General features: G+C 39.9%; 13 protein-coding genes. 1 reads left to right on the top strand and 12 read right to left on the bottom strand.

Annotated features, from left to right (window positions below):
* Positions 1–51: 51 nt before the first annotated feature.
* The gene (locus GS400_RS17160; RefSeq protein ID WP_160103836.1) at positions 52–2256 is read right to left on the bottom strand and encodes an NAD-dependent epimerase/dehydratase family protein; all 2205 of its coding nucleotides are present in this window, start codon (positions 2254–2256) and stop codon (positions 52–54) included.
* 409 nt (positions 2257–2665) lie between these two features.
* Here GS400_RS17160 and GS400_RS17165 point away from each other — a divergent pair, with 409 nt between their 5' ends.
* Complete coding sequence (locus tag GS400_RS17165; RefSeq protein ID WP_160103838.1) at positions 2666–4459, top strand: glycoside hydrolase family 66 protein; 1794 nt, start codon at positions 2666–2668, stop codon at positions 4457–4459.
* On the opposite strand, the gene GS400_RS17170 is transcribed toward GS400_RS17165, so the two are convergent.
* The 11 genes from GS400_RS17170 to GS400_RS17220 all read right to left on the bottom strand — a co-directional run bounded on the left by GS400_RS17170 (position 4425) and on the right by GS400_RS17220 (position 15526).
* Positions 4425–4766, bottom strand: a complete 342-nt coding sequence (locus GS400_RS17170) for a hypothetical protein (protein WP_160103840.1) — start codon at positions 4764–4766, stop codon at positions 4425–4427. The genes GS400_RS17165 and GS400_RS17170 overlap by 35 nt on opposite strands.
* A gap of 39 nt (positions 4767–4805) precedes the next feature.
* The gene (locus GS400_RS17175; RefSeq protein WP_160103842.1) at positions 4806–5648 is read right to left on the bottom strand and encodes a hypothetical protein; all 843 of its coding nucleotides are present in this window, start codon (positions 5646–5648) and stop codon (positions 4806–4808) included.
* 226 nt (positions 5649–5874) lie between these two features.
* The gene (locus tag GS400_RS17180; protein ID WP_160103844.1) at positions 5875–6915 is read right to left on the bottom strand and encodes an HD-GYP domain-containing protein; all 1041 of its coding nucleotides are present in this window, start codon (positions 6913–6915) and stop codon (positions 5875–5877) included.
* Positions 6916–7007: 92 nt separating this feature from the next.
* The gene (locus tag GS400_RS17185) at positions 7008–7610 is read right to left on the bottom strand and encodes a response regulator (RefSeq protein WP_160103846.1); all 603 of its coding nucleotides are present in this window, start codon (positions 7608–7610) and stop codon (positions 7008–7010) included.
* The gene (locus GS400_RS17190; protein ID WP_160103848.1) at positions 7594–8964 is read right to left on the bottom strand and encodes a sensor histidine kinase; all 1371 of its coding nucleotides are present in this window, start codon (positions 8962–8964) and stop codon (positions 7594–7596) included. Before GS400_RS17190 ends, GS400_RS17185 begins: the two co-directional genes overlap by 17 nt.
* A 17-nt stretch (positions 8965–8981) precedes the next feature.
* The gene (locus GS400_RS17195) at positions 8982–9572 is read right to left on the bottom strand and encodes a DUF6305 family protein (RefSeq protein ID WP_160103850.1); all 591 of its coding nucleotides are present in this window, start codon (positions 9570–9572) and stop codon (positions 8982–8984) included.
* Between the two features lie 102 nt (positions 9573–9674).
* Positions 9675–10580 carry a nickel transporter permease gene (nikC, locus tag GS400_RS17200; RefSeq protein ID WP_160103852.1) on the bottom strand — a complete coding sequence of 302 codons (906 nt, stop codon included), beginning with the start codon at positions 10578–10580 and terminating at the stop codon, positions 9675–9677.
* A 17-nt stretch (positions 10581–10597) separates the two neighbouring features.
* Complete coding sequence (locus GS400_RS17205) at positions 10598–11602, bottom strand: ABC transporter permease (RefSeq protein ID WP_160103854.1); 1005 nt, start codon at positions 11600–11602, stop codon at positions 10598–10600.
* Positions 11603–11816: 214 nt separating this feature from the next.
* Complete coding sequence (locus GS400_RS17210; RefSeq protein ID WP_236561014.1) at positions 11817–13481, bottom strand: ABC transporter substrate-binding protein; 1665 nt, start codon at positions 13479–13481, stop codon at positions 11817–11819.
* Positions 13482–13544: 63 nt separating this feature from the next.
* Entirely contained in the window at positions 13545–14534 is a 990-nt protein-coding gene (locus GS400_RS17215; protein WP_160103856.1) for an ABC transporter ATP-binding protein, read from the bottom strand.
* Positions 14531–15526, bottom strand: coding sequence for an ABC transporter ATP-binding protein (locus GS400_RS17220; protein WP_304608252.1), 996 nt, complete (start codon positions 15524–15526; stop codon positions 14531–14533). Before GS400_RS17220 ends, GS400_RS17215 begins: the two co-directional genes overlap by 4 nt.
* Positions 15527–15559: the final 33 nt, after the last annotated feature.

Raw genomic sequence — 15559 nt, forward strand, 5'->3', positions numbered from 1 at the left:
ATAAAAAGAAAGCCCACAATATAATACAATCCAACGACTATATACAAAGTGTTATACATTTTGCATATCCACTTCTTCTATTTGACATCCAATACTAATTAACCTTCGGAAAACGACACCAGATTGTTCTTGAGTAGTATTGGATAGGAGGATAAAAATTTCTTTCTGTTCATTTAATCCAATATGGTCGGTACTCCGCAAATGATTCTGGATGTCACTGATTTCTCGTTTCTGTTTCACTGGCATATTCACCCTAAATAGTGTATATGGAATATTTAGCTGTTCTTCAGCGCGTTTCTTACTTTGTAACACTCTTTCAAAGTACTTTGGCTTCAAAATATTTGTTTCTATTAAATAACGGTCCGCCTTGGTAGCATCAACATGATCTATTGCTCTACTTATTGAATCAGAAATTAATCGAATCAATACAGTAAAAACATTCTCATAATAGAGAGAGAGATACTCAAAATCCACTTCTTGTATGGATACAATGGCAAGCAGCGAATTTCCTTTCATGATAGGAGCAACCATCTGAGGTAACTCTGGATCCATATCTCGGTTAAAATAAAAGCTTTTCCGTTTAACAATTGCCCTAAATGAAGGATATTCTTCTAAGCGATATGTGTTTTTAGGTGTAAATGACGGTGTGTTGGATTTGGAAGCTAACCTCAAAAAGCTTTTGTCTTCATTAGCCGTGTAGATAGAGACTTTATTTGTTTTCATTAATTCTTCTATAACGAATATCGCTCCTGTAAAAATATCCTCAGGTTCTAAACTGTCTAACTTTTTTACAGTACTATAAATCTTTCCTATTCCATCTTCTGAATGAACAATTTGCTTTTGCAATTCACTATTAAGCATCTTAGCTTCACTATAAAGGTCTTCTAAAAAAGCATGTTGCTCTTTCAACCGTTCATGGTCGTTGATTTCTGCTTCCTCTCGAACTTTTCTTCGGTCTACAATATACCCAATCAACAAACCTATTAATAGATAGATTGCAAAGTAGATTAATCCTTCATTATCAATAAATAAGGTTACGAGATCAGCACCTGTTTTGATTTGTGAGTAACTGTAAAGTCCCATACTCAAACCAGCTGAAACTAAAGCTTGCGTCTTTCCGAATGTAATGGCAATAAGTATAATGTATAGAATTTTGATATCGAACACGATAAAAGATTCTGGGATCATGATTTCAAGGGTAAAAATCATAAAGAATAAAAGAATGTTTTCTACAAAAGGAATAATATGTTGATATCTACGTTTAATTTCTGTAGTTTTATTTTCTTTATTTTGTTCTTTTTTCTTCTTATAGTTCTTTTTTCTTGAAAGATCTCCAAAAAACCATAAATAAGTTTCGGTTAATCCTTCATTTAGAGAGTATTTAGGAACCCAATCCAATTTCTCTTTTAACTTCCTATTGTCTAACCTAGAATGTCGTATATCTGTTTCTAAGGGTTCAACATAATTAGTATTAGGATCCTGTTTATTTCCATGATTCTGACTGATAGCAGACAGGATTTTGATAAGCTGGTTTATAGATACACTAGTATTATTAGATAGGTTGTAACTTCCTGTCGCATCACTTAAAGCTGAACGATATAAAGCTTCTGCTACATCTTTAACATAGATAAAATCACGTGTTTGTTCCCCATCTCCGTATATTGTAATAGCGTCCCTCTTCCCCATCTTTTTAAGAAAGGTGGAAATCACTCCTCCTTCTGCCGAAGCACCCTGCCTTGGTCCATAGACATTTGAAAACCGAAGACACATCGTTTCAAGTCCATACATTTCATACCAATATTTACAATAAGACTCACCCAATAGTTTATTTAATCCATAAGGTGACAAGGGGCGACACTTTGTTTCTTCAGAAATAGGAGATAAATCTTGATCCCCATAAATAGCTGCTGAAGAAGAAAATAAAAACTTTCTTACGTTGTATTTGGAGGATAAATGCAACACATGAAGCAAACCACTGATATTCGTATCCGCATCTTTACCAGGATTATCCACAGAAGCCTGAACACCTACTTGTGCAGCTAAATGAATGACAATATCAAAATGAGTGGATTGAAAGATAAGTTCAACTTTCGGATCTGAAATATCCAAAATATAGGATTTATGTTTAATAGTAACATTATCTTTTTTTCCGGAGTGCAAATTATCAATAATATAAATATTATGACCTTCTTGATAAAAACGTTCTGCAACATATGAGCCAATAAAACCATATCCACCTGTGATTAAAATGTTCAATTTATCCCCCCTCTCCCTACATTTTTAGTATATAAGCCCTAAACCAAGTATATGCAAAAATGTATATATAATCTATCTTTCTAAGGATATTTCACATAATATTATTAATTTTCATCATTTATATAGTTAAAATATGGAATAAGTGTTTATTGCTTATATTTAGATGTTAATCATGAATTACTCATCCAAATATTTCTTAATAACTTTTGTTAAATCACCACCCTCAAAACCTCGAATTTTGTCGAATAATTTAGCGAGGTAGCACAGATACTACCTATCATCACTTTAAATGGAGATTTTCATAAGAATATCCTGCCTTCCCTAAAGGCATCTTAAGACTAACAGCCTCGTCACCTGTTAGTCTTTTGTTTTTTATACGGAAAAGTGCAATACATAAAGGAGGGAGCAAATGAAGAAGAAATATGTTCTACCGCTTATCTTTATAGGTGTCTTTATATTATTAATTATTCCAGCGAGATTTCTATGGTCAGAGCAAGAATCTTTTGAGCCGCCAAATGAGAAATCTCCTATAAAACATGATGTAAATGTTGTCTCACTTCAAAAGGATAAAGCTCGCTACAAACCTGGATCAGACATTTCGTTTCAAGCTTTCCTATCCGACAAACCTGAACATGCAATCGATATGAAAGTTGAGTTTTTTCATCTTGGAGAAAAAATTCATGAGAAAATCATTCAGGTTTCAGAGAAAAACTTCAAATGGAAATGGACTCCCCCTAAAGAGGACTTTCAAGGTTACCTTGTAAAGGTTAGCCCGCTTCATAACCAAGATAGCTTTCAAAGTATTGCAGTTGATGTTTCGTCTTCATGGGGAAAGTTCCCACGTTACGGATTCCTCTCTTCTTTTTCAAAGATGGAGAAAAGAAAGCAAAGTTCGATAATCAACAAGCTCAATCGATACCATATCAACGGCATACAATTTTACGATTGGCTTGATGAGTACCATATCCCTCTGAAAACAAAGGAGGACTCCCCTCTACAGAGTTGGAATAACATAGCAAATCAACATGTGGAATTCAAAACAGTAAAAACCTATATCGATTTAGCTCATCAAAAAAACATGAATGCCATGTCCTATAACCTGATCAATGCGACATTAGCTGACGCTAAAAATGATGGAGTTAAGCCGGAGTGGTATCTTTATCGAGATGAGCAACAAGAAAATATCGATACACATAACCTCCCTGATAATTGGAAAAGCAATATCTACTTAACAAACCCAGCCAATGGAGCTTGGCAAAATTATATATTCAACAATCAGAAAACAGCTTTTAAACACTTGCCTTTTGACGGGTGGCATATTGATCAGCTCGGTAACCGTGGAAAAGTTTATGACTACGGTGGTAAGCGTATTCAATTACCTAATACCTACAAAAGCTTTATACAAAATGCTAAGCGCTCTTTCCAAGAAAAAGATCTCGTGATGAATGCTGTAAATCAATATGGACAGGAGCAAATCGCTCAATCATCCGTACCGTTTTTATACACGGAGCTGTGGGATCCAACTCGTACTTATACTGGGTTAGAAAACGTCATAAAAGAAAACAACAGTTTCTCAAAGGGTGAGAAAAACACTGTAATCGCAGGCTATATGAACAATAAAAAATCAGACGGAAATGGTAAGTTTAATACACCCGGTATTTTGTTCACAGATGCATTGCTTTTTGCCCAAGGAGGAGCACATATTGAGCTTGGTGAACATATGCTTTCGAAAGATTACTTCCCTCACCATACGCTCAACATGGGGGATGAATTAACTGAGTCGCTAAAGCATTATTACGATTTTATGGTCGCCTATGAAAATCTGTTGCGAGATGGATTGCAAGAAGCACCACTAACCGTCTCCACCTCAAATTGGGTGCGCCTTTCAGACAGGCCTGAAAAAGGAAAAGTCTATGCATTTGCAAAAAAAGATGATGGGAAAAAAGTGATTCATCTAATTAATTATTTCGATGCTCGACACATGAATTGGCGCGACGAGAAGGGAACACAACAAGAACCATCTATGAAACGTGATTTAACGCTTTATATTAATGAACCAAAAGAAGTGCAGAACGTTTGGGTGGCCTCTCCTGACTGGAATAAAGGACTTCCAATGAAACTTGAGTTTAAGCAGGAAGATGGCGAAGTTCAAGTGAATGTTCCGAAGATTAAGTACTGGGATATGCTTGTGTTTGAATACTGATGTGAGGGTGCGAGCGGCTTTCCGTCAGGTTCGTGCGGCTTTCCATCGGGTTCGAGCGACTTTCCGTCGGGTTCGAGCGGCTTTCCGGCAGGTTCGAACGGCTTTCCGGCAGGTTCGAGCGACTTTCCATCGGGTTCGAGCGACTTTCCATCGGGTTCGAGCGACTTTCCGTCAGGTTCGTGCGGCTTTCCATCGGGTTCGAGCGACTTTCCGTCAGGTTCGTGCGGCTTTCCATCGGGTTCGAGCGACTTTCCGTCAGGTTCGTGCGGCTTTCCATCGGGTTCGAGCGACTTTCCATCAGGTACAAAGCAAAAAGTCGATCTGCACTTCAGATCGACTTTTCTTTTTACAAACCGCCCATCATCTCAGACACGGTCTTAGGTTTTTCCGCTCTTTCTTCCTTCATAACGGGTACAGAATCTCGAAATTCAAGACCTCGCTTCACTTCAATTGGCTCTAAAAATGCATCTATGCCATATTTGCTTCTTAACGAAATGACCTCTGCCAACGATAGATCCGTCTCCACTTCTTGGCTCAAAGACGTGACAAGTTTATTTAGGGACATTAACGTTCCGAATGACAACTGGCTCATGTCTTTTACTAGAGACCCCAAATTCAGGGATTCTTTATTCTCTCCTACAACTTGGTCTTCATGCTTTTCCAATGTTTGTTGCACAAAAGCATTCTCCATCACATCTTTGGAAATGTTCTTCATCGCACTTTTATCCAACCGTATGTAGTAATCGAGTGGATAATTCAAGTCTTTCTCGAGTTTTTGAACCATCGCCTTTGTCTCACTATGAGCGTTGTAATCTTTCATAGTCGATACATATACCGCATGCTCTTCAGGTTGATAGGTAACAAAGTGCAGAGTGGCTTTTGGTTTCTCTATATCTTGAATCATCAAAATCGATAGGCCATTTTCATGTATAAAAGATGGTTGAGCTGTTTTATCCACTGATTCTTTAGTGCTCTTGTCTTTTTCCTTATCTTTTGCCAAATCGATAGGACTAACACGAGGATTATCATGATCGTATCTTTCAGCGGAATCAGGTGCCTCGTCTTGTGATTGCTGCAAAGGTGATCGATCCTCAGGTGCTTTCGTCCAAAAATCTTCTTCAAATGAGATCCCGGCTAAAAAGAGAATAAGAGCCAAACTAAATAATGATCCTCCAATACGTCGCCTCATGTCCTCATCGACCCTTCTCTTATGTTTACCCACATTTTTGACGAAAAGGGATGAACTCATACATAAAAAGGAGCGTATTGAGAAGTCTATGATTTCATGGAATAGACTCCTCAGTACGCTCAGAAGAGAAGGCTTGCTCTCCTAGACAGAATCTTGTACTCAAGTACGACATCTTGCTTTTAAAACTCGAGTGTTTTGGTATTAATCAGATTTTACGCAGTTCTGTTTATTCCCTAAATGTATTTACAATCGACCTATCTTCAAAAGAAGGATCTAATTTATATGGGTGACCTTCAATCCAAATCCTGTTTTCACTATATAGCTCCACGAAACTCACAAAAATATATGGATCAAAATCTCTATATTTTGTCTTCATCATGGTTTCAAGCGCCTTGCTAGGTGAAACTGCTTCTTTATAAGGGCGTGAACTTGTTAGAGCTTCAAAAATATCGACGATGACCAGTATTCTACCAAATAAAGGAATACCCTCCCCTTTTAGGCCATCGGGATAACCATGTCCTGCCCACTTTTCATGATGAGACCTAACCCCACTAGCAATCCTCGCAAAAGAAGGAGAAATATTTAACAGAACTTTACTTCCGATTTCTGTATGCTTTTTCATTTCATCATATTCTTCCGCAGTTAACTTTCCAGGTTTTAAAAGGATATTTTCTGACACACCTATCTTTCCTAAATCATGAAGTAAACCTGACCAGTAAAGTGCTTCAAGCTCATCGTTCTTTAACCCGATATGTTTCCCTAGTAACCATGCGTTATAAGCTACACGTTCACAATGCTGAGATGTTTTGTTATCTCTCATTTCAATTATTTTAACATAATTTTCCAGCGTATTTTCATAAATACTTGATATGGTATCAAGAAAAAGGGTTATTTCACCCAATCGCTCTCTCAATATGGAAGCCATCTTCCCAACGATAGACCCTACAAGTATGAAAAAGAAAGTCCGATACAACATCGAAAAGAAGGTCTGATCCAAATCATTAGCGACATCTAATGGCATGAAAGGCCCCAATATAACTCCGCCCAACAATCCAAAAAGCATGCCTCCCCTCATCCGAAATAAGAATCCAGCTAAAATCACAGGTATATACATTAGGTGCAAGAATACATACATCGTTCCGCCAGTTAGATAAACAACCATCCATACAATACCAGTTAGGCAGCCAATAGATAAATACCCAAACACATAATGTGGCCAATGAGGCTTATGCCAACCATCTATTATACCCATCATGATCTTAAACAAAATACTCCCCCAGAATTCTAGTTATACCATACTATGCATCTGGACGGAGTTTTGATAGAATAATCCACGCTTGTACCCTATTGAGTACAAAATCAGATTTTCGCATATTTATTTTTTGGTCTACCTTTTGTACCATAGTGGCTCTGACACTCTACTTCTCCCATTTCCACCAGGTAGTTTAAATAACGGTGAACGGTTTGATAAGAAACAGGTAGATCCTTTTGAATTTCGTTTATGGTTTTAGCTTCAGACTGGCCAGCCAGGTAGGATTGGATTTGTTTTAGTGTTTCCTCTTTAATACCTTTATCCACAAATGCGGATTGTTGGTCATTTTGGAGCTTAGCCATTTTTAAATTTAATCGAATACGAGATATCAAATCAGGCGCTTTTAGAGGCTTCAAAGCAAAGTCTGTTGCACCTGCTTGCAGGAATTGATCTGCGACTTCCTGACGTTCATCGACTGTAAGAACGATCACAGGAACATGAGGAGCTTTTTTACGTAATTCTTTGACAGTCTTCACGCCGTCCCACTCTGGCATATGAAAATCCACCAAGACAAGGTCATGCTTAAATGGATCGAAATGCTCGACACCTTCTTTTCCATTTGAACAGCCTTCTACTTCCCAGCCTCCAAAATCACATATCTCTTGTATGGTGTAGCGTATATCTTCGTTGTCATCAATGACGAGAATCATCTTCGTTATCCTCCTTAGACTGAAATGGAATGAACATGTCTACACGTGTGTACACCTGGGGCTCACTCTCAATTTGAACCGTGCCTCCATGTTGATGAATGACATTCTTCACAAAAGGGAGTCCAATTCCCGACGAATCCTTTGTACTGAAGCCTTCCTCCCAAATATCTTCAAGGTAGGCTGGATCAATACCCATTCCATCATCTTGCACGGTGATTAAAACGCCTTCGTCACTTTCCTGGCAATGCACGTTCACCTCTCCCCCTTCATCTTGCAGGGAAAGTATGGCATTTTCCACGACGTTCGAAATGGCGCGTGACATCCGAATTTTATTCACTCGGACCATCGGCAAATCATCTTCCACCTTCACCTTTAAATCAATATCCGGATCGTCCAAGGAAATGTGACTGACCACATAGTTCATAAGCTCTTGAACATGGAGTTCCCGTTTCGTTTCCTCATACAAAATCTCGGATACCATATCTTTCATCTTCTCAATGGAACCATTGATTTTGTGAAAGTAAGCTTGAGACTTCGTATCTTGGATTTTCATAGCCAACAAAGAAAGCAATCCTTCAACCGTGACTAGCGGTGTCTTCAAATCATGGACGAGGGAATGGATTTCTTTATACACATTCGTTTCAATGAGTGCACCACGAGTCTCTTTTAATTCCTGGGTTTGCTCTTGGAACTGTTTGGAGATCATAACCTGTTTACTATATAAGTGCAGAATCGTTGTTACGATAATCGCAATGACAAAAAATACACCAAATAAAATCGTAGATAACGTGTTAAACAGAATATGGTCGGTTAAGTATTCATCCGCTAGCTTAATGCTTACAGCAAAATCATCACTACCAAACCCAAACTTCGTCATGCTTGGGATCAAGTTTAGCCATTGCACAGAAAAGAGAATAAATGCGAGAATCACAATGTACATAATATAAAAATACTTCTGTTGTGGGATGAAATTTTGCAAAAACAATAATATACCAAGTACAAGCAAATGAATTAAGTAGGAGTAATGCTCATTGTACAATTCATTGAAAGCATACACGCTTCCTAACACAATAAGCACAAACAACCCTTGATATAGTAAAGACGAGTGATCTCTAGCAACAATATTGGCCAGAACCATGCCGCCTAAATATATGAACAAAAACGTCATTAAATACCAGGAAATATAGGATAGTGCGGTAATCATTAAACGGCCGCTATCATTGGATTGCAGACTCCATTCAATATTCTCATAGAGCCACGATGTCCAATCTGCTGTATATGTGGGTAACAACAAGCCGATTAATAATAGAAATGCGCCTACCGAGCCAATGGCAATTCTTCTATCATCATACATGCGTCTCCCCCCAGACTCTACCGAAACACAGAGTTAAATGGGGTCCTAAGATCCTCCATTTCATCTACAAGCGTTACTGGCACGTCGTAATCGTCAGCAAGCTTTACAAGTTCTTTTTTCTGCTTCATTTTTCGAAAGCCAATCACATAGTCAAGGTGATGCATCGATTCCTCCATGATTGACCAAGTTATCTCATCATCGCGAGCAGCTCCTCCCATATGTATCATAATGCTCGGGATAGAACTTCTCTCAGCCTCATGCAGCAAGCGATGAACACGTTTCTTTTCCTCTTTAATCGAACGATAGGTTTGGTTTAAGCCGTGTGGGCTATATCCTGCAACGATAACGAGAGTGTTGTAATCATATAAATCTGAAGCTAGTGCTCTTGGGCGATAATCACCTTCTAAGTGAAGGTCTTTTGTGATAAAAGAAAAAACCTTCCCCTCTGTTGCCTGCCCTGCAGAGGTGATCAGCATAGGTGCTTCACCGATTGGCGCAGGTAAATTGGGCCATGTATTCATATTTTCCCCTTCACTAGTACGCTGATTCACGAGCATAACGCCTACACATAGGAAGAGCAAAAATGCAGCTAGAGAATATTTTTTCAATTAACACACCTCATTCGACGCAAAAAAGGATAAAGCCGGTTGCTTTATCCTTTAGTGTACATCATTACCTATGTGATATAAATTGTTTTTCGAAATTTCCTACTATTGCTTCAACCTTGGATCAAGTGCGTCACGCAAACCATCTCCGAACAGATTAAAGCCTAGTACAACTAAGAAAATGGCTAAGCCTGGGAATGTGATAACCCATGGTGAGGTTTGAAGAGCTGCTCTCCCATCACTCAGCATAACGCCCCACTCAGGCGTAGCACCTTGAGCTCCGAGGCCAAGGAAGCTTAGACCAGCTGCATCAAGAATAGCTGTACCTACACTTAATGTAGCCTGAACGATTATGGGTGCCATACAGTTCGGTAAAACATGACGCATTAAAATACGACCGTTTTTCACTCCAGATGCACGGGCAGATTCAACAAATTCTTTTTCCTTAATGGAGAGAACGGTTGAACGGACAATACGTGCGAACTGTGGTACCCCTACTAAACCAACGGCAATCATCGCATTGGTTAAGCTTTTACCAAGAATCGCAACCATTGCGATCGCTAGTAGAATACTTGGGAATGCCATCATAATATCGATAACACGCATGATTACATTATCGACCCAACGACCAATGTATCCAGCAATTCCACCTAATAACGTCCCCACAACAAAAGCAATTCCAACAGCTATAACGCCAATCTTAATCGATATACGAGCACCATAAATAATACGACTCAAAATATCTCGACCTAACTGATCTGTTCCCAGCCAGTGTTCTGAAGAAGGTGGTTGATAACGATCAATAATACTACCATCATCAATTGGGTGGTATGGTGCAAGAATTGGTGCGAGAGCTGCAACAACAATGAGTAACATAATAATCATTAATCCAATGAAAGATGTTTTACTCTTTAATATTCGAGAAAAAGCATCCCCCCATAAGCTGGATTCTTTTTTTGGCTTTTTTGCTTTCACTTTCGAATTTTGCTGTAAGTCCATTTGTGCTGACATTCTATCTCACACCCTTTCTAATCGAGACTAATACGTGGATCAATGTATTTGTATAAGATATCGGTAATTAGGTTCACAAACACGAAAATAACCGCAATGACTAGAATGGTACTTTGCACAACTGGGTAATCTCTGGCAAGAATGGATTGTAAAACGAAACGTCCAATGCCAGGCCAAGAGAAGATTGTCTCTGTTAAAACAGCTCCTCCAAGCAAAAATCCAAATTGTAACCCAATTACAGTTAAAACTGGTAAGAAGGCATTTTTTAATGCATGTTGAAAAACAACTAAATAAGTAGCTAATCCTTTTGCATCGGCTGTACGGATATAGTCTTGGTTCATGACTTCAAGCATACTTGAACGCGTCATACGAGCTATAATCGCCATTGGGATCGTTGCAAGTGCAACACCTGGCATTAGTAAATGCTTGAACACATCTACAAACCCTGACCAGTTCCAAGTAAGAATACTATCTAATAAATAAAAATGTGTGATAGCTTCAATCTCAACTCCGCTCGATAACCTTCCTGAAGCCGGAAGCCAGCCCAACTTAACGGAGAACAACCAGATCATCATTAAACCTAGCCAGAATATCGGTATCGAGACCCCAAACAAGGCCCCGGTCATACTGAGATTATCAAACCATGAATATTGTTTAACCGCTGATATAACACCAGCCAATACACCAACAACCATCGCGATCGCCATAGCGAAAAGAGTTAGCTCAATGGTGGCTGGGAGGCGACTCTCTAATTCATCTGTAACAGGCGCCTTGGTTTTGAACGAAGTCCCTAAGTCCCCTTGCGCCAGGTCTCCAAGAAACTTCCCATATTGCACAAGGTAAGGATCATTCAAGCCAAGTTCCTCTCGTAGTTCCGTAAGAGCCTTTTCATTAGCTTTTGTTCCCAGCATGCTTCGCGCTGGATCACCAGGGATCATATGAATCATGGAAAATGTTAATATCGACACCCCTAATAAAACTGGTATTAACATGACTAAGCGACGAATGATGTAATTTAACAAAGTGATCCCTCCTAAGTAGAGAATGTAAAATGATTCAACGATTCGAAAAAATCGCTATTGTACTCGTTTTTATTGGATAAGCACCTTCACTCTAGCAGGTTTCTCCCTGTCAAAGTGAAGTGGCTTATCCCTATTTGAGATGTTTACATATGTAAGGCCTGATCCCACTTGTTGCGGGATCAGACCCCCAATAATGAATTTCTAAATTCTATTATTATTCAAAAGTGATTGTGTGTAGCTTCTCAGAACCAGTTGCATGTGGCACATAACCTTTAATATTATCTTTACCTACTAGAGGTGGAGTTGTGTGCGCAATTGGCAACCATGGAGCATCTTCATGGATAATCTCTTGAGCCTTTTTGTATTTCTCAGCACGTTTGGACTGCTCCATTTCAGACTGAGCGCTCTTTAGTAGATCATGAACTTCATCGTTTTTGTAGAATGCAATGTTACCTGCAGAACCTACTTTTGCATTATCTTTATCTAGTAATACATAAAGGAAGTTATCTGGGTCACCATTGTCACCAGTCCAACCAAGAAGTGCCATGTCATGCTCACCATTTTGTGTTACTTCTAGGTGTGTTTCCCAATCGTTTTCAACAATCTCAACGTTAATGTTTGCTTTTTTCAACATTTGCTGAATAGCTTGTGCTGTAACTTTAGGTTGTGGCATGTATGGACGAGGGTTTGGCATTGTGTAAAGCGTAATGTTAATACCGTCACCATATCCAGCTTCAGCTAGAAGCGTTTTCGCTTTTTCTACATCGTAACCGTAAGGATCGATGTCATCGTTATAACCCCATAGACTTGGAGGCATCGGGTTCTTCGCGCTCTTTCCAAGACCTTCGAACAACTTAATAAGCTCTTTCTTATCAACAGCTAGGTTCACTGCCTGACGTACTTTCTTATTTGCTAGTGGACCTTCTTTATCTGTGTTCATCGCCATGTACCCAACGTTCATAGAAGGACGACGGAATACTTGAAGACCATCAGCATTTTCAGCTGGTTCAAGATCCTGTGGGTTTAGACCAAGCATTAAGTCAATAGATCCAGACTGTAGTTCCATGAAACGTGCTCCGTTATCCGGAATAACACGGAAAGTTAAGTTTTTAACGCCTGCTTTTTGACCCCAGAAGTCGTCGTTTCTTGAAAGTTCGATGCGGTCTCCACGAGTCCAACTTTCAAACTTGAATGGTCCAGTTCCTACTGGGTTCTTGAAGTAATCTTCACCATGCTTCTCAATTGCATCAGGACTTGCGATACCGAATGGAGGCATTGCTAGAGTCTGAATGAATGGAGCGTTTGGCTCTTTTAATGTAAATTTAACTTTGTACTCATCTACAGCTTCAACTTTTTCGATAAGGCCGTCTTCATGACCACCGAACATATAACCGTAGTAAATGTAGTCTTTAGATTTTGTCCAGCGTTCGAAGTTGTAAACAACGTCTTCCGCTTCAAAAGATGTACCATCATGGAACTTTACACCTTCACGTAGGGTAAATGTCCAAACTGTACCGTCATCGCTTGTTTCCCAATCAGTAGCAAGAGCTGGTTTTACCTCTGTGCTATCTTGCTCATAAGTAACAAGCTGATCATAAATTTGCTGTGTAACGTAGATGGACTCGCCATCAGTTACTTTAGATGGGTCTAACTGCTTGGAGTCAGCACCGCGACCAAATACTAATGTATCCTTGCCAGAACCTTCACTTGCATTTTCATCACTGTTACCATCGTTATTATTGCTGTTATCTTCTTCGCTGCTCTGATCTGAGTTATCATCTGTGTTTTCAGACGATGTTGAGTCACCACTACATGCTGCTAGAGCTAGCACAACTAGTAAACTTAGTGCTAGAAGCGTGCGAAACAAATGTTTTTTCAAGAAAATTACCCCCTATTGATTATGGATCTGTGTTTCTTCTTGGTTGGCTGTACCGACAATGCGCTATCCGTTACTTCCAACCACCTCCTTAACAAGATGACAAGCTGCCTGATGATCTCCTGTAGAGACATCTTTCAGCTCAGGATGTTCCGTCCGGCAAATCTCCTCTGCAAATGGGCACCTCGTGTGGAACTTACACCCTGCTGGTGGATTTGACGGACTTGGAAGGTCGCCTTCAAGAACCATGCGATCACGCTTAAGGTGTGGATCGGCTTCTGGAATAGCAGAAAGTAATGCCTGTGTATAAGGATGTTTGGGATTGGCATAAAGCTCTTCCACTTCCCCAACCTCAACAATTTCTCCTAAGTACATAACCGCTACGCGATCACTTATATGGTGCACGACACTAAGGTCATGGGCGATAAAAATAAATGTGAGATCAAACTCTTTTTGCAGGTCTTCCATTAAGTTGATCACCTGCGCCTGAATGGACACGTCTAATGCGGATACTGGCTCATCACAAATGATTAACTCTGGATCAAGCGTAAGAGCTCTCGCAATCCCAATACGTTGACGCTGCCCTCCACTGAATTCATGTGGATAACGATGTTTGTGGTATGAACTCAATCCCACCACATCAAGTAAGTAATCAATCTTTTCTTGTCGTTCTTGCTTAGGAATTCCAAAAGCTCTCATCGGTTCAGCAATGATCTGCTCGACCGTCATACGCGGATTTAAGGATGCATAAGGATCCTGGAAAATAATCTGGATATCCTTGCGTAATTTACGAAGCTTTTCCCCTTTGTAATGGGAAATGTCCTCTCCTTTATAAATAACCTCGCCTTCTGATGGCTGAATCAGATTCAAAATTGCTCGGCCAGTGGTAGATTTTCCACAACCACTTTCCCCTACAAGTCCTAACGTTTCTCCTTTTCGAACGTGAAAAGAAACGCCATCCACAGCTTTAACGGCTCCTACCTTTTTCGGGAAAATAGCTCCTTTTTTAATAGGAAAATGCTTTTTTAGATTTTTAACTTCTAAGAGATTGCTCATGTTGTCACCTCTTCTTTCTCTTCATACAGTAAGCAACGAACATGGTGTGCTGGCATGTGTTCTCTAAACGCTGGGTCAACTTCATGACACTTATCCATCGCATGCTTACAGCGAGGTGCAAAGCTACAACCCTGCGGCAGTGAACGTAAATCTGGTGGAAGACCCGAAATGGCCTCCAGACGATCCTGTCTGTTTTTGATTTGTGGGATAGAACTCATCAGCCCCCACGTATATGGATGCTTCGGATGATCGAATAACTCGGTTACCTCAGAAAATTCAACAGGTTTCCCTGCGTACATAACCATGACTCGATCACAAACTTCCGCTACTACGCCTAAGTCGTGTGTGATCATGACAATCGCCATACCAAGTTCTTTCTGAAGACGCTCAAGCAATTCAAGAATTTGTGCCTGAATCGTAACGTCTAGCGCTGTTGTCGGTTCGTCTGCAATAAGAACTTCCGGATCACACGATAAAGCAAGTGCGATCATTACGCGTTGTCTCATTCCACCACTGAATTCATGTGGATAGCTTTTAAGACGGCTACGTGCCGACGGAATCCCGACTAGATCGAGAAGTTCAACAGCACGGTCAATCGCTTCTTTTTTAGAAACATTTCGGTGTGTGCGGATGGTTTCAACCATCTGCTTTTCAACGGTGAAAACCGGATTAAGTGATGTCATGGGATCCTGGAAGACCATTGAAATTTGATTCCCTCGAATGGATCGCATTTCTTTATTGGACTTTTCAAGAAGGTTCTCTCCTTTAAAAAGAACTCTCCCATCCACAATTTTTCCTGGAGGATCCTTGATCAGCCGCATGATGGACATGGCGGTGATACTTTTTCCTGATCCCGATTCACCAACGATCCCAAGAGTTTCGCCAGGTCTGATGTCAAAACTAACGCCATCAACCGCTTTAACGACCCCTGACTTGGTGAAGAAGTGTGTATGCAAATTTTCAACTTGAAGTATCGGTTCCTGTTCCATTATGTATCCCCCTTACGAGAACGGGATTAAATTGTC

It is taken from the genome of Pontibacillus sp. HMF3514, assembly GCF_009858175.1.
In the GTDB taxonomy this organism is placed as follows: Bacteria; Bacillota; Bacilli; order Bacillales; family BH030062; genus Pontibacillus.